16 protein-coding genes are annotated in these 16,556 nt (G+C 66.6%); 4 read left to right on the top strand and 12 right to left on the bottom strand.

The window, feature by feature from the left end; all coding sequences use genetic code 11:
* Window position 1: 1 nt before the first annotated feature.
* The 8 genes from WS92_RS28010 to flhD form a co-directional block, all read right to left on the bottom strand.
* Window positions 2–2,023, bottom strand: a complete 2,022-nt coding sequence (locus tag WS92_RS28010) for a methyl-accepting chemotaxis protein (RefSeq protein ID WP_059934766.1) — start codon at window positions 2,021–2,023, stop codon at window positions 2–4.
* Between the two features lie 40 nt (window positions 2,024–2,063).
* Window positions 2,064–2,591, bottom strand: coding sequence for a chemotaxis protein CheW (cheW, locus tag WS92_RS28015; protein WP_006023824.1), 528 nt, complete (start codon window positions 2,589–2,591; stop codon window positions 2,064–2,066).
* Between the two features lie 30 nt (window positions 2,592–2,621).
* Window positions 2,622–4,901 (bottom strand): chemotaxis protein CheA, encoded by a 2,280-nt coding sequence (gene cheA / locus WS92_RS28020; protein WP_059934765.1) that lies wholly within the window; start codon window positions 4,899–4,901, stop codon window positions 2,622–2,624.
* Between the two features lie 31 nt (window positions 4,902–4,932).
* Window positions 4,933–5,313, bottom strand: a complete 381-nt coding sequence (locus tag WS92_RS28025) for a response regulator (protein WP_006023826.1) — start codon at window positions 5,311–5,313, stop codon at window positions 4,933–4,935.
* A 30-nt stretch (window positions 5,314–5,343) separates the two neighbouring features.
* Window positions 5,344–6,366: a flagellar motor protein MotB gene (motB, locus tag WS92_RS28030; protein WP_006023827.1), complete on the bottom strand. Its 1,023-nt coding sequence runs from the start codon at window positions 6,364–6,366 to the stop codon at window positions 5,344–5,346.
* A gap of 16 nt (window positions 6,367–6,382) precedes the next feature.
* On the bottom strand, window positions 6,383–7,243 hold the full coding sequence (gene motA, locus WS92_RS28035; protein WP_009913920.1) for a flagellar motor stator protein MotA: 861 nt from the start codon (window positions 7,241–7,243) through the stop codon (window positions 6,383–6,385).
* A gap of 173 nt (window positions 7,244–7,416) precedes the next feature.
* On the bottom strand, window positions 7,417–7,968 hold the full coding sequence (flhC, locus tag WS92_RS28040) for a flagellar transcriptional regulator FlhC (protein ID WP_059934764.1): 552 nt from the start codon (window positions 7,966–7,968) through the stop codon (window positions 7,417–7,419).
* A 93-nt stretch (window positions 7,969–8,061) separates the two neighbouring features.
* Window positions 8,062–8,382 carry a flagellar transcriptional regulator FlhD gene (gene flhD, locus WS92_RS37035; RefSeq protein WP_006023830.1) on the bottom strand — a complete coding sequence of 107 codons (321 nt, stop codon included), beginning with the start codon at window positions 8,380–8,382 and terminating at the stop codon, window positions 8,062–8,064.
* A gap of 593 nt (window positions 8,383–8,975) precedes the next feature.
* Here flhD and WS92_RS28050 point away from each other — a divergent pair.
* Complete coding sequence (locus WS92_RS28050) at window positions 8,976–10,040, top strand: glycosyltransferase family 4 protein (RefSeq protein WP_059934763.1); 1,065 nt, start codon at window positions 8,976–8,978, stop codon at window positions 10,038–10,040.
* A 103-nt stretch (window positions 10,041–10,143) separates the two neighbouring features.
* On the opposite strand, the gene WS92_RS28055 is transcribed toward WS92_RS28050, so the two are convergent.
* On the bottom strand, window positions 10,144–10,440 hold the full coding sequence (locus WS92_RS28055; protein WP_006023832.1) for an H-NS histone family protein: 297 nt from the start codon (window positions 10,438–10,440) through the stop codon (window positions 10,144–10,146).
* Between the two features lie 306 nt (window positions 10,441–10,746).
* On the opposite strand from WS92_RS28055, the gene aqpZ reads away from it, so the two are divergent.
* A complete protein-coding gene (gene aqpZ / locus WS92_RS28060) occupies window positions 10,747–11,451 on the top strand; it encodes an aquaporin Z (protein WP_059934762.1) in 705 nt (234 codons plus the stop codon).
* Window positions 11,452–11,574: 123 nt separating this feature from the next.
* Here the strand turns inward: aqpZ and WS92_RS28065 are convergent, their stop codons facing one another.
* Both WS92_RS28065 and WS92_RS28070 read right to left on the bottom strand, forming a co-directional pair.
* Entirely contained in the window at window positions 11,575–12,396 is an 822-nt protein-coding gene (locus WS92_RS28065) for a Cof-type HAD-IIB family hydrolase (RefSeq protein WP_059934761.1), read from the bottom strand.
* A 111-nt stretch (window positions 12,397–12,507) separates the two neighbouring features.
* Window positions 12,508–13,443: a glucosamine kinase nucleotide-binding domain-containing protein gene (locus WS92_RS28070; protein ID WP_171845247.1), complete on the bottom strand. Its 936-nt coding sequence runs from the start codon at window positions 13,441–13,443 to the stop codon at window positions 12,508–12,510.
* A 106-nt stretch (window positions 13,444–13,549) separates the two neighbouring features.
* Here WS92_RS28070 and WS92_RS28075 point away from each other — a divergent pair, with 106 nt between their 5' ends.
* Window positions 13,550–14,158: a DNA-3-methyladenine glycosylase I gene (locus WS92_RS28075; protein ID WP_006023838.1), complete on the top strand. Its 609-nt coding sequence runs from the start codon at window positions 13,550–13,552 to the stop codon at window positions 14,156–14,158.
* A gap of 395 nt (window positions 14,159–14,553) precedes the next feature.
* Here WS92_RS28075 and rpsU read toward each other — a convergent pair whose 3' ends face one another.
* On the bottom strand, window positions 14,554–14,766 hold the full coding sequence (rpsU, locus tag WS92_RS28080) for a 30S ribosomal protein S21 (protein ID WP_004198205.1): 213 nt from the start codon (window positions 14,764–14,766) through the stop codon (window positions 14,554–14,556).
* Window positions 14,767–15,327: 561 nt separating this feature from the next.
* Between rpsU and WS92_RS28085 the strand changes: the two genes are divergently transcribed.
* A complete protein-coding gene (locus tag WS92_RS28085) occupies window positions 15,328–16,497 on the top strand; it encodes a flagellin (RefSeq protein WP_059934759.1) in 1,170 nt (389 codons plus the stop codon).
* Window positions 16,498–16,556 lie beyond the last annotated feature (59 nt).

Below are 16,556 nucleotides of genomic sequence, written 5' to 3' on the forward strand. Positions count from 1 at the left end.
CTCAGAAGGTTTCCCAGTCGTCGTCGGAAGCGGCAGACACGGCTGCGGGCTTCGGCTCGCCCGACAGCACCGGGCGCTTGAGCGCGAAGGACGACGCGGGGGCGGGGGCGGCTTGCGGCGCGGCGGCGCCGGCCGCGCTCGCGGCCGCGTTCGTTGCCGGGCGCGCGGCGGCGCCGGGCTTCGCGAGCTTCGGCGCATAGGCGGACGACGCCGGCGATGCGGCGGAAGTCTTCGCGGAATGCGGCGCGGCGGCATGCGCCGCACGCTCGCCGTGTGCGGCAGCCGGCGCGACGGCCGCCGACACCCGCGACGATCCGGACACGCCGGCAGTTGCGGTCGCGCTCGCGGCACGCTGCCCGCTCGACGCGCTCGCGCGGGCATTCACGTTCGAACGCACGCCCGAAGCCGCCAACGACGAAGCAGCCGACGAAGCCGCCGACGAAGCCGGCGCCGCCGACGACGCGATCCCGCCTTCGACGCGCCACGCCGACACGATCTGCTTCATCTGCCGCGTCTGATCCTCGAGCGACGCGGCCGCGGCGGCGGCTTCCTCGACGAGCGCCGCGTTCTGCTGTGTGACGGCGTCCATCTGGCTGACCGCGCGGTTCACCTGGACGATGCCTGTCGACTGCTCTTCGGACGCCGCGCTGATCTCGCCCATGATGTCGGTCACGCGGCGCACCGCCTGGACGATCTCGGCCATCGTCGTGCCTGCGCGCTCGACGAGCGCGGAGCCGCTTTGCACCTTGTGCGCGGAATCGCCGATCAACTGCTTGATTTCCTTCGCGGCCGTCGCGCTCCTCTGCGCGAGCGAGCGCACCTCGCCCGCGACGACCGCGAAGCCGCGGCCCTGCTCGCCCGCGCGCGCGGCCTCGACGGCCGCGTTCAGCGCGAGGATGTTGGTCTGGAACGCGATCCCTTCGATCGTGCCGATGATGTCGGCCACCTTCGTCGAGCTCGTCGCGATGTCCTGCATCGTCGTGACGACCTGGCCGACGACCTCGCCGCCCTGCGTCGCGATGTCGGACGCGTTGACCGCGAGCTGGCTCGCCTGCCGCGCGTTCTCCGCGTTCTGGCGCACGGTGCCCGTCAGTTGCTCCATGCTCGACGCGGTTTCCTGCAGTGACGCCGCCTGCGATTCGGTGCGCGCGGACAGGTCCGCGTTGCCGCTCGAGATCTCGCGCGCGCCGACGTCGACCGCCTGCGCACCGCGATGCAGGGCCTTCACCATGTCGGCGACGGCCGCCTGCATCCGGCCGATGCCCTGGAACAGCCGGCCGATTTCGTTGTTGCCGGCGGCCTGCGCCGCCGGCGTGAGGTCGCCCGCCGCGATCCGCTCGAACTGCGCGATCGCGACGTTCAGCGGCTGCACGATGAGCCCGCGCAGCGCGAAGCGGATGCCGATCACCATCATGAACGCGGCGACGATGCCCGCCGCGATCAGCGCGATCATCAGCGAGATGCGCGCCTGCGTCGCGTCGAAGCGCGATTCCGCGCGCGTCGAATACGCGGCGACCACCGCGGCCGCCGCCTTGTCGTACGCGACGAACATCGGGCTGATCTTCGTGTCGGCGATCGCGTGATACGCGGCGAGGTCGCCCGCGCCCGCGGCGGCGAATTCCGGCTCGACGCCTTCCTTCGCGAGCGTCGCGTAGCGCGCGGCGAGCTCGTCGGTCAGCGCCGGGTCGACGCCCTCCTTCGACGCGGCCGCATACGCCTGCCAGTTCTGCGTCGACTTCGCGTACAGCTCCTGCGCGCGCGCGAGCACCTTCTTCGCCTCGTCGGCGTTGCCGGCCTCGGACAGCGTCTTGAAGCGGTCGAGCGCGACGCGCGCGCGCAGCAGGTACGACGACGCGTCGTCGAGCGTGTGGATCGTCGGCAGATCGCCGTGCGCGATCGCGTCGAGCGAGCGGCTCGCGTGATTGAGCGCATACAGCCCGAGCCCGCCGACCAGCGCGGCGACGAGCACCAGCATGCATCCGACGGCCGTGAGCGTCGTGCGGATCGACCAGTTGTGCAGCATCGTCAGCTCCCCGTAATTCCGTTGCCTGCGTCGAGCCCGCTTATGCGCCGAGCGTCTCGATCAGCGCCATCTCCTTGCTCGTCATCAGCTTCTCGATGTCCATCAGGATCAGCATCCGGCCATCGACCGTGCCGAGCCCCGTCAGGTACTCGGTCGTCAGCACGCCGCCGAATTCCGGCGCGGGCATGATCTGCTCGGTCGACAGCGTGAGCACGTCGGACACGCCGTCGACCACCATCCCGACGACGCGATGCGCGACGTTCAGGATGATCACGACGGTCTGATGGTCGTAGTCGACACGGCCGAGATGGAACTTGATCCGCATGTCGACGATCGGCACGATGATGCCGCGCAGGTTGATCACGCCCTTGATGAACTCGGGCGCGTTCGCGATCCGCGTGACGCTGTCGTAGCCGCGGATTTCCTGCACTTTCAGGATATCGATGCCGTATTCCTCGTCGCCGAGCGTGAAGACGAGGAATTCCTGGCCCGCCGCGTCGCCCTGCTCGGCGTCGCGGCGGCTGGCCGCGTTCGGCGCGGCCGGATGATTCGTTTGGACTTCGGACACGTTAGCCCCCAGGTCGATGGATCACGTAAATTAGGACACCGCGAGCGCGGCGCTCGCGTGCGAGCCGTGCGTCGTGCGGGTCTCGCGATTGAGCGCCGCGACGTCGACGATCAGCGCGACGCTGCCGTCGCCGAGAATCGTCGCGGCCGAAATGCCGTACACCTTGCGGTAGTTCGTCTCGAGGTTCTTGACGACCACCTGCTGCTGGCCGACCAGCTCGTCGATCAGCATCGCGAAGCGGCGGCCTTCCGTCTGCATGATCGTGACGATGCCCTGCGTCGGATCGGTGCGCGCGTCGTCGACCGAGAACACCTCGTGCAGCGCGACGAGCGGCAGGTATTCGCCGCGCACGCGCACGACGCGCTCGCCGTTGCCGATCGTGTAGATGTCGTCGGCCGCCGGCTGCAGCGACTCCATCACGAAGTTCAGCGGCAGGATGAAGATCTCGCTGCCCACCTTCACCGACATCCCGTCGAGAATCGCGAGCGTGAGCGGCAGCACGATCCGCGTCGTCGTGCCGCGACCGGCCTGCGACGAAATTTCGACGTGCCCGCCCATCGACTGGATGTTGCGCTTGACGACGTCCATCCCGACGCCGCGGCCCGACACGTCGGTCACGACTTCGGCGGTCGAGAAGCCCGGCGCGAAGATCAGGTTCCACACTTCTTCGTCGCTGATGTTCTCGGAGATCTGCATCCCCTGCTTGGCCGCCTTCGCGAGGATCTTGTCGCGGCTCAGGCCCGCGCCGTCGTCGCTGACCTCGATCACGATGTTGCCGCCGTGGTGCGCGGCCGACAGCACGAGCTGGCCGACCGCGTCCTTGCCTGCCGCGCGGCGCGCCTCGACGGTCTCGATCCCGTGATCGAGGCTGTTGCGCACGAGGTGCGTCAGCGGATCGATGATCCGTTCGATGAGACTCTTGTCGAGCTCGGTCGCCTGGCCGAACGTGACGAGCTCGACCTGCTTGCCGAGCTTGCCCGCGAGATCGCGCACGAGCCGCGGGAAGCGGCTGAACACGTAATCCATCGGCATCATCCGGATCGACATCACCGCTTCCTGCAGATCGCGCGCGTTGCGCTCGAGCTGCGCCATCCCGTTGTACAGGCGGTCGTGCAGCGCCGGATCGAACGCGCTCGTCGTCTCGGCGAGCATCGCCTGCGTGATCACGAGCTCGCCGACGAGGTTGATCAACTGGTCGACCTTCTCCACGCCGACGCGGATCGAGCTGCCCTCCGCGCTCGCGGCGGCGGCCGGGCGCGGCTTGCGGTCGTCGTGATGCTGCGCGGCGGCGGATGCCGCGGCCGGCGCCGGCGTGGCGGGCGTGGCGGCGGGTGCGCTCGGTGCGGCGACTGGCGCGGCCGGCCGCGCTTCGGCGACGAGCGCCGCTGCCGGCCGGGCCGCCGCCGGTTCCGGCGCGGCTTCAACGGCCGCGGCTTCATGGGCGGTTTCGTGGGCGGTTTCGTGGGCGGCTTCCCCCCGCTGCTGCGCCACCGGCGTCGCGGCGTCCGCCGCCTGCGCGTCGCCCGCGCCCGGCGCTGCGCCGCGGCCGATCGCGATCTGGCTTTCGTCGATCACGAAGCAGCACACGGCGACGATGTCGTCCGACGACACGTCGGTCTCGAGCCACAGCGTGAGCGCGTCGCCCGTCTTCGTGCGGCCGACGATCCGCCCGAGATTGCCGAGCTCCTCGGTCAGCAGTTCCTGGTCCTTGTCGCCGACGCCCGTCAGCGTGATCTTCAGATGCGGGCCATCGCCGCCGCCCGTGGCGCCAGGCGCGCCGGGCACCGGGTGCGCGGCCTCGACCGCCTGCTCGACGACGTGCTCGGGCGCGCCGCATACGCCCATCGTCGACGCGGCCGGCCCGGCCGTGACGACGGGCGCGGCCGATTGAGCGGCGGCCGGCGCCGCCTGCGCGCCGCTCGCCGACGCCTTCAGCCGCTCGAGCTTCGCGCAGATCGCGGCCGCGGCGGCCGCATCGGGCTCGGCGCTCGCGCGGTAGTCGGCGAGCTGGTCGGACAGCACGTCCTTCGTCTCGAGGAACGCGTCGACCATCTCCTTCGTCAGGGTGAGCTCATGATTGCGCGCGCGATCGAGCAGCGATTCGAGGATGTGCGTCGTTTCCGTGAGCGCGGTGAAGCCGAACGTCGCGGCGCCGCCCTTGATCGAATGCGCGGCGCGGAAGATAGCCGCCAGATCCTCGGGATCGGGCGACGCGACGTCCAGGTTCAGCAGCAGTTGCTCCATCTGCGCGAGCAACTCGTCGGCTTCGTCGAAGAACGTCTGATAGAACTGTGTGATATCGAGAGTCATGCCGGTTCACCGCATAAAAACGTCGTGTTCGTCACGAAAGGCTCGACGACGCCGAAAGCGCCGCGACGAGCTCGATCAGCGCGTCCGGGTCGAGCGGCTTTTCGATCCAGCCGGTCGCGCCCGCCGCGCGCGCCGCATCCTTGAACGCGTCGCCGTTCTCGGTCGTCAGGACGAGAATCGGCGTCGCTTCGTAGGCCGACTGCGAGCGCAGCGCCGCGATCAGCTCGAGGCCATTCTTCTTCGGCATGTAGTGATCGGTCAGCACCAGGTCGAAAGGCGTGGCCATCGCGACATCGAGCCCGACTTCGCCGTCCGAGGCGACGGTCACGTCGTAGCCCGCTTCGCCGAGCGTCGCGCTGAGCAGCGTGCGCATCGTGGCGGAGTCGTCGATGGCGAGAATGGTTCGGATCATGTCGTGTCTCGAATGCGTGTCTCGAATGCGTCAGGGTTTCCTCGCGGCGGGGGCCGACGCGCCCGGCAACGCGGGCGCGTCGGCCGCGCCGGGCGGCGTGATCTGCTGCGCGAGCCGCGCCGAGCCGGCCGCGTCGGACGACAGCGTCGTCGTCGTCGCGTCGTCGCGCATCAGCGCGAGCTCGGACTTGCGGTTCAGCACGATGATGCTGATCCGGCGGTTCTCCGGATCGAGCGGGTCCGCCTTGTTCAGGTTCTGCGTCGACGCGAGGCCGAGCACGCGCAGCACCTTCGCCTCGTCCATGCCGCCCGCGATCAGCTCGCGGCGCGACGCGTTCGCGCGGTCGGCGGACAGCTCCCAGTTGCTGTAGCCCTTCTCGCCGCCCGCATACGGCACGGCGTCGGTGTGGCCCTGGACGATGATGCGGTTCGGCACGTCGTTGAGCGTCTTGCCGATCTCGCGCAGGATGTCGCGCATGTACGGCTCGACGGCGTTGCTCGACATCGCGAACATCGGCCGCTTCTGCGTGTCGACGATCTCGATGCGCAGCCCCATCAGCGTCGAATCGATGCGGATCTGCTGCTTGAACTGGCGCAGCGTCGGATTCGCCTCGATGGCCGCCATCAGCTTCACCTGCAGGTCGTGCAGCCGAACCTGCTCGCGGCGCTCGAGCGAGCCCTGCGCCTGCGCGAGCGCGTCGTCTTCGCTCTTCTTCGCGACGCGGTCGGCGAGATGCGTGGAGCCGTCGGTGAGGCGCGTCGCGCCGGCTTCGACGCTCGAGATGTCGCGGCCGCCGCCCTTGACGATGCTCGAATCGTCGGCGCTACGGTCGCCGCTGCCGAAGATCGCGGCCTTCAGCGGCGTGTTGAAGTAGTCGGCGATCCCCTTCAACTGCACGGGCGTCACCGCGGACAGCAGCCACATCAACAGAAAGAACGCCATCATCGCGGTCATGAAGTCCGCGTACGCGAGCTTCCATGCACCACCGTGGTGCCCCTTCTTCTGCTGGCTCACCCGCTTGACGATGATCGCCTGATCCTTGCCCTTGCTCATGTCGGTGCCCTCGCGCTCACTTCGCCTTCACGCGGCGCACGTGCTCTTCGAGTTCGGCGAACGACGGGCGCTCGGTCGAGAACAGCACCTTGCGGCCGAACTCGACGGCGATCGCGGGCGCATAGCCGTTCAGGCTCGCGAGAATCGTCACCTTGATGCATTGGAACATCTTGGTCGACTCGGCGACGCGCTGCTCCGCGAGGCTCGACAGCGGGCCGATCAGGCCGTACGACAGCAGGATGCCGAGGAACGTGCCGACGAGCGCCTGCGCGATCATCGCGCCCAGCACCGCGGGCGGCTTGTCGGCGGACGCCATCGTGTGGACGACGCCCATCACCGCGGCGACGATCCCGAACGCCGGCATCGCGTCGCCGACGCGCATCAGCGCGTGCGCCGGACCTTCGCCTTCGGCGTGGTGCGTCTCGATCTCCTCGTCCATCAGGCTTTCGATCTCGAACGCGTTCATGTTGCCGCCCACCATCAGGCGCAGGTAGTCGGTCAGGAATTCGACGATGTGATGGTCGGCGAGGATCTTCGGATACTGGGTGAAGATCGGGCTCTTCTCGGGTTCGTCGATGTCCGCCTCGAGCGTGAGCGTGCCTTCCTTGCGCGCCTTCGCGAGCAACACGTACAGGAGCGCCATCAGCTCCATGTAGATGTCCTTGTTGTACTTCGAGCCCTTGAGCAGCGTGGGCAGTACGCGCAGCGTCGCCTTGATCGTCTTGATGCCGTTGCCGATGATGAACGCGCCGACGCCCGCGCCGACGATCATCAGGATCTCGACCGGTTGCACGAGCGCGCCCAGGTGCCCGCCCGCCAGCGCATAGCCGCCGAACACGGACAACAAGGTCACGAGAGTTCCCACGAAAATCAGCACTGCCTGTCCCTCACGAATGAGCAGCCGGGAGGCCGCCGTTAAGTGGTTTACGGCAGTCGCAACGAAAACTTTGGGAAACCGCCCCGGAGAGGCTCGACGGTGTAAACCAGCAGACGGGACAATGACGGAGGCAGGCCGCCCGATGCGCGGCCGGCGCGGCCCGGCGAAGAAGCTTACGCGGCGATTGCGGCGTGGTCGGCCCGCGCGGCGGCCTTGCGGGTCCTGCCCGCGCGCGACGGCGGCTGGCAAAGGCCGCACACGTAGCCGTGGTGTAGGTCGTGCGCGTGTGCGACAAAGTGTCCGCCGCAACGGGTGCACGGCGTCGTCTGCAGCATCCCGGAATCGAAGAAGCGCACGAGCGTCCACGCGCGCGTGAGGCTCAGCACCGCCTCGTCGTCGGACAGCCCGACGTGCTCGAGATACAGCCGGTATGCCTTGACGATCGACTGGATCGAATCGCAGCCGCCGTGCTCGCGCATGAAGCGGTAGACGTTGTAGAACAGCGACGAATGGATGTTCGGCTGCCACGTCATGAACCAGTCGGTCGAGAACGGCAGCATTCCCTTCGGCGGCGACACGCCCTTCAGTTCCTTGTAGAGCTTGATCAGGCGATCGCGCGACAGGTTCGTCTCGGCTTCGAGCAGTTGCAGCCGCGCGCCCAGCTCGATCAGCTCGATCGCCAGGGTGATCTCCTTGACTTCGACCACTACGCTCTTGGACGCCATCGTCGCTCTCCGCCATTTACCCAAACAAAACAATCAGATTTCCCGCTTCCACTTATGCAGCAATGCGCCCGGGCGCGGCGCGCGGCTTTCCGTTCAGCGGAAGCTTTCGACCGGCTGGCCGGCCATCAGGATCGCCGAATGCGCGTGAGCGACTGCGGAATTGCGGCCCTTGTCGGCGAGCGACGACAGGAGCGCGTGGTCGTCGAAGCGGAAACGGCAGAGCATCTGGTTCGATGCGGCGAGCTTGACCGTCTGGGCGAGCGTCAGGTTCACGAGCACGTCGGCGAGTTCCCCCGAAATCCCCATGCGGAACATGCCCATGACCTTGTCCTCGCGCAACAGCCGCTGGGCGAGCAGCAGGTAAGACAGGTTGACTTCGTTGATCTCGGCGAGCATTTCGCTGGTTGCGCTCATGATTCGATTCCCCCGTAAGAAATCCTTGGCCAATCGGTAATGCCAGTGAAAACGTTTGCTCGATCTACCCACCGAGAAGGGGGCAATCGGCTTGTTTATATTCTTACGGGCATTTTGGCCAATCGTCGGGGGAGCCGCTATCAGTGAAGGGGAATGCGCTTTGCCGGAATTGTCTGTAAACCGTGTAGGAATTTTTCCGACAAAGGGTGGGAATGGCCCGCAAACGCCCGTCCGGCCGAAAGTCCCGCCAATCAAGGCCGGGAAAACACCATCTTCAGGCGCGACGGCAGCGGGCCGACGGAATTCGCGCCATTGCGACGCGCGGCTTTCGCATCCCTTTTCTGCCACATCCTAGTCATTCGGCCGGGCGTTTTCTAGGGTTTTTGCGTATTTCATCCTGTAACAAGGGTTAAGCGTTTGAAAAATCGCTCGATACCGCGCGGGCGATCCCGATAATGAATCGGAACGCCCGGTCCGGCGACGTTCGCCGCGCACCGCCCCGTCTGCCTGCACGCAGGCGCTCACCGCTTACCGGAGCGAAGCTCGCACCGCCCCCCGGCGAGTTCCGCCCTCTTCGCAACGGAGAAACGCTCATGCGCATTGCCCAAATCGCCCCGCTCTACGAAGCCGTTCCGCCCAAACTCTATGGGGGCACCGAGCGGGTCGTGTCCTACCTGACCGAGGCGCTCGTCGAAATGGGGCACGACGTCACGCTGTTCGCGAGCGGGGATTCCGTCACGTCGGCGCGCCTCGAAGCCGCATGGCCGCGCGCGCTGCGCCTCGATCCGTCGATCCGCGATGCGATGGCGCCCCATATGCGCCTGCTCGAGCAGGTCGCGCGCGCCGCGCACACGTTCGACATCCTGCATGTCCACCTCGACTACCTGCCGTTCCCGCTGCTGTCGCGCCTCGACGCGCCGTTCGTCACGACGCTGCACGGCCGCCTCGACCTGCCGGAGCTGCAGCCCGTATTCGACGCGTTCCCGAACGCGCCCGTCGTGTCGATCTCGGATTCGCAGCGCACGCCACTGCCGCAGGCCGGCTGGGCGGGCACCGTCTATCACGGGCTGCCCGACACGCTGCTCACGCCGCAGGCCGGCCGCCAGCCCGAGTATCTCGCGTTCCTCGGCCGCATCTGCCCGGAAAAGCGCGTCGACACCGCGATCCGGATCGCCGCGCAAAGCGGCCTGCCGCTCAAGATTGCCGCGAAAGTCGACAAGGTCGACGAGGATTATTTCAAGGCCGAGATCGAACCGCTCCTCGATTCCGCGCACGTCGAGTTCATCGGCGAGATCAACGAAGCGCAGAAGCCCGCGTTCCTGTCGGGCGCGAAGGCGCTGCTGTTCCCGATCGACTGGCCCGAGCCGTTCGGCCTCGTGATGATCGAGGCGATGGCGTGCGGCACGCCCGTCGTCGCGTTCAACCGCGGCTCCGTGCCGGAAGTCATCGACGACGGCCTCACGGGCTTCATCGTCGAGGACGTGCAGGGCGCCGTGGGCGCGCTGCACCGGATCGACGAATTGTCACGCGATGCAATCCGCGCGCAATTTGAGCAACGTTTCAGCTCGCATGCAATGGCGCGGCGCTATATCGACATCTATGAAACGCTGCGCGACGCATCCAAGCAGCCGCAATGGCGACGCGTAGCGGCGGGTTAACCCTTTGGCCGGCGTCATTGCAGAAATGATGCGTCCATTACGTTTTGCATAGCAGAAAGCCGCATCGGGAAATGCGGCTTTCTTTTTGCCAGGCGCCGGATAATCAGCCGATCAAAAAGCGCTCGCGGTTTTTGCCGACGATCCAATGCGGGGGCTTCCCGCGGCCGCTCCACGTGCTGCCTGACTTCGGATCGCGGTACTTGGGGGGCAGCGGCCCCTTCTTCGGCGGACGGCCGCGCCGTGCCCGCTCGGCAAATCCCAAGTCCTGTGCCGTGAGCCCGTACTCGGCGATCTTGCCTTGCAGTTCGGCGACCACGGCCGCGATCTCCTGGCGACGCACTTCTTCGGCCTGGGCCTGCAGCTCTACGATCTGCGCCTTGATTTTCGCGTACTGAGACATTTCAACTCCCTATATCATGATCCGCCTGGCAATTCCCAGCCTAGACACAAAGGTTCTATTGCGCAATCAGAATTGCTACGAAATCTGCGGAAACCATTTCGTCTGATAAATTTTAAAATTCAATTACAATACGTCCTGCAATGCGGCCTTATTCTAATAAAAACGCCGATCGATCAATCTCAATTTGACAATCGTTGACCCTTCGGAGACCATAGAATTTCCTATAATCCAGTCGGCATTCGTGGATGCGTCCCTGCTTTTCACGGCGCAATCCGTTTTCGATTTTCACGACCAGGAACTACTCCAATGAAATTACCTCAGCGTCTCGCAGCGGAAGTGTTCGGCACGTTCTGGCTCGTCCTCGGCGGCTGTGGCAGCGCCGTTCTGGCGGCCGCTTTTCCGGGCCTCGGCATCGGCTTTGCCGGAGTCGCATTGGCATTCGGCCTGACCGTTCTGACGATGGCGTTCGCGATCGGCCACGTTTCCGGGTGTCACCTGAATCCGGCCGTGAGCGTCGGCCTGACGGTGGCGGGACGTTTCCCGGCCCGCGATCTCGTGCCGTACATCGTCGCGCAGGTCGTCGGCGCCACGCTCGGCGCATTCGTGCTGTATCTGATCGCGACCGGCAAGCCGGGCTTCGACGTCGTCGGCAGCGGCTTCGCGACGAACGGCTATGACGCGCGCTCGCCCGGCCATTACTCGCTCGGGGCCGCGTTCATCTGCGAAGTCGTGCTGACGGGCTTCTTCCTGTTCGTGATCCTCGGCTCGACCGACAAGCGCGCGCCGGCCGGCTTCGCGCCGATCGCGATCGGCCTGTGCCTCACGCTGATCCACCTGATCTCGATCCCGGTGACGAACACGTCGGTGAACCCGGCGCGCTCGACGGGCCCGGCGCTCTTCGTCGGCGGCGAGGCGATCGGCCAACTGTGGCTGTTCTGGGTGGCGCCCATCATCGGCGCGGCGATCGCGGGCGTCGTGTATCCGCTCGTCGCGGGGCGCGACGAAAGCTGATGACGGCGCGGCCGGACTCGCGCCGGCCGCCGGCGACGGGACAAAAGCGAAAACGGGCGCCGCGGCGCCCGTTTTCGTTGCGGATGCGGCTGGCCGCGCGTGCCGGCGAGATCGGCGCGGCGCTCAGTGCGTGGTGGAATCCTCGAGCGCGAACAGCGCGCGCAGATGACGCGCGACGCCCGCTTCGAAGTTGTTGCCGATTCGCGGCACCTTCGGCAGGCGCACGACGAGATCGGGATTCGCATTGTTCATCATGAACGGATGCCCGGCCGTCTCGAGCAGATCGATATCGTTCATGTTGTCGCCGAACGCGACGCAGTGCGCGGGATCGACGCCGAGCCGCTCGAGCACGACACGCAGCGCACGCCCCTTCGATACGTTCGCGGTCATCACCTCGAGGCAGTCAGGCAGCGAATACGTGACGTACAGCGCACCGCCGAACTGGCGCGCGAGGCTGTCCGACACGATGGCCAGATCCTCGGGCTCGCCGATGTACAGCACCTTCGCGATGTCCGCGCCGTCGTGCGACAGCATGTCGATGACGTCGTAGCGAAATCCGGAATCCTGATGGAATGCGAGCAGATGCGGCGCGTCTCGGTCGATCAGCCAGCCGTCGTTCGTGAACAGATTGACGATCACGCGGCCGTGCGTGCCGACGAGCTCGGGCCGCACCAGTTGCCGCACCGCGTCGGCGGGCACGTCCTGCGCGTGGATCCGCGTGTCGTCCGGCGCGTGCACGCGCGCGCCGTTCGATGTGATCAGGTAAGGGCGAATGCCTAGTACGTCCCGAATGCCGGCGACGTCCGCGTAGTGGCGCCCGGTTGCGATCACGAAGGGCACGCCGCCTTCCGCGAGCCGCCGCACGGTATCGATCGTATAAGGATCGAGCTGGTGGTCGCTGTTGAGCAGGGTTCCGTCGAGATCGGTGGCGATGACTTTATACATGGCGGACGTCGGAGGATGCGGGTGACACGGGAGGAAGCGGACATTTTATCGTCGGACGAAGAATGCCGCTCGCGGCGGGCCGTTCTCGCCCGCAGCCCGCCCCGATCGCGTTCAGCGCGGCGCCGCGAGCCCGAGCCGCGCCGCTTCCCGTTGGGCGAGCCGCAGCGCGCCGTGCGCGGAATCGGCTTGCGGCGCGACGAGCCGCGCGCGGTGCGGTTCGGGCACCGCACTCGCAAGCGCCTCCGCCAGCCCGCCGCACAACGCGACGGGTAGCGCCGCCGCCGGATCGAGCGCGTCGATCATCCTCGCGATCTCGATGCCCGCCTGCTCGATCCAGCGCGCGGCCGCCGGGTGGTCGCGATGGGCGAGCACGATCGGCGCGAGCCCCGCATATGCGGTTTGATTCGCTTCGCACGACCAGACGACGAGCGCATCGCGGCCGGACGCGCCCGTGTGCGCGACGAGCGCCCGGGCGAGCGCGTCGAGCGGCGCACGGCCGTCGAGCGCCTGCTGCGCGTACGACAGCGCGCGCAAGCCGAGCCACGCGCCGCTCGCCTCGTCGCCGGAAGGAAAGCCGTATCCGCCCGCAATCCGGCATGCGCCCGACGCATCGAGCGCGGCCGCGATGCTGCCCGTGCCGAGCGCGACGATCACGCCCGGCCCGCCGCCGTGCGCGCCGACGACGGTCGTATACGCATCGCTTTCGACCACGAATGCGGCAAGCGGCGCGCTCGCGCGGAATGCGTTCAGCCACTCGCGATGATTCACGCCGGCAAGCCCGCAGCCGAGCACGCAATGCCGCCAGTCGAACGCGACGCCAGCGCGCGCGCAAGCGTCCGCGCTGGCAGCCTCGATCGAGCGCCACGCAGCCTCGATGCCGAGCGCGAGCCCGGAAGGCCCGGCGCTGCCCTGCGCAAGCTCGCGCCCGCGCGCATCGGCGAGCACCGCGCGCGTGCCGGTGCCGCCGCCGTCGATGCCGATCAGAAAAATGTCGTTGCCCATCGCGTGCTTCAGTTCAGTTGATTCGACGAAATGCCGTTGATGCAAGAAGCTTAACCGCAACGGCTCGCCGCGCCCATCGGCCGAACGGCCAGGCTTGCGCGCCCCCGCCGATCCGTTATGCTGACGCGACCAGATCGACGGGACATGCGAGATGCCGAAGCAGGAACGCTGCAGTTGGGTAAAAACCGAAGCGGACGCTCACTATCACGATACCGAATGGGGCGTGCCGTCGCACGACGACCGGCATCTATTCGAAATGCTCGTGCTCGAAGGCGCGCAAGCGGGCCTGTCTTGGTCGACGATCTTGAACAAGCGCGCCGGCTACCGCGCGGCGTTTGCCGACTTCGACGTCGACAAGGTCGCCCGCTTCACGCCGAAGCGGATCGACGAACTGGTGCTCGATGCGAGCATCGTGCGCAACCGCGCGAAGATCGAGGCGGCCGTCGCCAACGCGCGCGCGGTCCAGCAGATCCGCGCGGAGCACGGCTCGCTCGCCGCGTTCCTGTGGTCGTTCGTCGATCATGCGCCGCTGCAGAACGCGTGGGCGTCGTACCGCGACGCGCCGGCGTCGACCGAGCGCTCGGACGCGCTCAGCAAGGCGCTCAAGCGCTACGGCTGCAAGTTCGTCGGCTCGACGATCTGCTATGCGCTGATGCAGGCGACGGGCATGGTCAACGATCACGAAAGAACCTGCCCGTGCCACACGCGCTGCGCGGCGCTCGGCGAGAAGGCCAGCAGAAAGAGAAAGCCGGCCGCCTGATCCGACAGCCCCGCTCCGCCGCGGCAATCGGCGTCGCCGCGGCGAGCGACCGAATTCGAATGACGTCGCGCTCGGCCAGCGCGACGTGACACTGTGCGCGTCGATCGACAACCCGAGGAGCCGGCGCTATCGGGAATTCCAGTCCAGTACGCGGATTACGCGAAGCCCGGCGATCCGCGCACGATGCGCATCACCGCGAAGATCAATTTCCAACGGATCGCATGCTGGCCGCGCCAAGGCGTCAAAGGGCGGCGGCGCGACGCGTGCGAGCAACGGCGCGCATTCGCTTGTGGCGCCTCGCCCTACCCCAGGGCGCCTCACCGGCGACCACAAAACAAAACGGCGGCGCGGCTTCTTACGAAGCGGCACCGCCGTCGAGGCGAAGCGAACGAAGCTTAGTGGAGCTTCTTCGGCAGCATCTGGCTGCGCAGGCGCTTGTGCAGGCGCTTCACCGCAGCCGCCTTCTTGCGCTTGCGCACGGCGGTCGGCTTTTCGTATGCCTGGCGCTCGCGCAGCTCGGCGATCAGGCCGTTCTTCTCGATGGCGCGGCGGAAGCGGCGAATCGCCACTTCGAACGGCTCGTTTTCTTTCAAAAGAATCGTCGTCATGTCGTTCCTAATTTGCTTGATACGGTCAAAAACGTAGCGGCCAAGCGCCACGCACCGGCCTTCCGGGCGTTTCCACGAACGGGCGAAACGAGCGGGTAGCGGCCTCGGAGGCCGGAAAAGAGAGGCGGAATGCACCGCGAAACGCTCGGCAACCAACACCAGGCGCCGCGTTTGACTGCCAGCAGACATGCCCTACGCATGGGCGTAAACGGCAAAGGCGTGACAGAAATCTCAATTCAGCTCGCCATCATAACAGGTAAACATCGGCTCGACCACTAGTTTACCGCTTTCCGATCGAAAACCCGCGTCCGCGCCGCTGCGCGGCCCGCCGGACGGCGCCTCCAGCCGCGTACGCGAACGGGAGCATCCAACGTTTGCTCACCGAACGATCAGCGCAAATCGGCACGATCGGCACAAAAATTCGGGCCGAATCTCACTATGTCCCTCAAGTTTTTTTTGCATGCGCCGAAATCCAGCACAAGGCGGCCGGCAAAGAACGAGTGCTTCCGCCCACGCCAATAGTGGCATTGATGGGCTATACGGCTCAATTAGGAGATTTTCATGCTCGGAATCAACAGCAACATCAACTCGTTGGTCGCGCAACAGAACCTCAACGGCTCGCAAAGCGCCCTGTCCCAGGCGATCACCCGCCTGTCGTCGGGCAAGCGCATCAACAGCGCAGCGGACGACGCAGCCGGCCTCGCGATCGCCACCCGGATGCAAACGCAGATCAACGGCCTGAACCAGGGCGTGTCGAACGCGAACGACGGCGTGTCGATCCTGCAAACGGCATCGAGCGGCCTGTCTGCGCTGACCAACAGCCTTCAGCGTATCCGTCAGCTCGCGGTGCAAGCTTCGAACGGCCCGCTGAGCTCGAGCGACGCGGCAGCGTTGCAAAAGGAAGTTGCCGTTCAGATCGCTGAAGTGAACCGCGTCGCTTCGCAGACGACCTACAACGGCAAGAACATTCTCGACGGCTCGGCCGGCACGCTGAGCTTCCAGGTCGGTGCGAACGTCGGCCAGACGGTCAGCGTGGACCTGACGCAAAGCATGTCGGCCGCGAAGATCGGCGGCGGCATGGTTCAGTCGGGCCAGACGCTCGGCACGATCAAGGTCGCGGTCGATTCGTCCGGCGCGGCCTGGACGCCGGGAACCAGCACCGGCCAGGAAACGACGCAGATCAACGTCCTGTCGGACGGCAAGGGCGGCTTTACGTTCACCGATCAGAACAACCAGGCGCTGAGCGCCGGAGCCGTCACCGCGCTGTTCGGATCATCGACCGCCGGTACGGGCACTCAGTCTGCCCCGGCGTTCCAGACGCTGACGCTTGCCGCCGCCGGGACCAGTTCGCTGAGCGCGGCCGATCAGGCGGCCGCGACGGCAATGGTCGCGCAGATCAACGCTGTCAACCAGCCGCCGACGGTTTCGAATCTGGACATCAGCACGCTGCAGGGCGCAAACCAGGCGCTGGTGTCGGTCGACAACGCGCTCTCAACGGTGAACAACCTGCAAGCGACGCTCGGTGCGGCCCAGAACCGCTTCACCGCGATCGCGACGACGCAGCAAGCCGGCTCGACCAACCTGTCGCAGGCGCAATCGCAAATCCAGAACGCGGACTTCGCCCAGGAAACCGCGAACCTGTCGCGCGCGCAAGTGCTCCAGCAAGCCGGCATCTCGGTGCTCGCGCAAGCGAACTCGCTGCCGCAGCAAGTGCTGAAGCTCCTGCAATAACGTGTACCGAACGACGGGCCGCGCTGTCCGGCGGCCCGCCTTTGTGCGGCGGCGCAACA

It is taken from the genome of Burkholderia sp. MSMB1588, assembly GCF_001546925.1.
Taxonomy (GTDB): Bacteria; Pseudomonadota; Gammaproteobacteria; order Burkholderiales; family Burkholderiaceae; genus Burkholderia; species Burkholderia humptydooensis.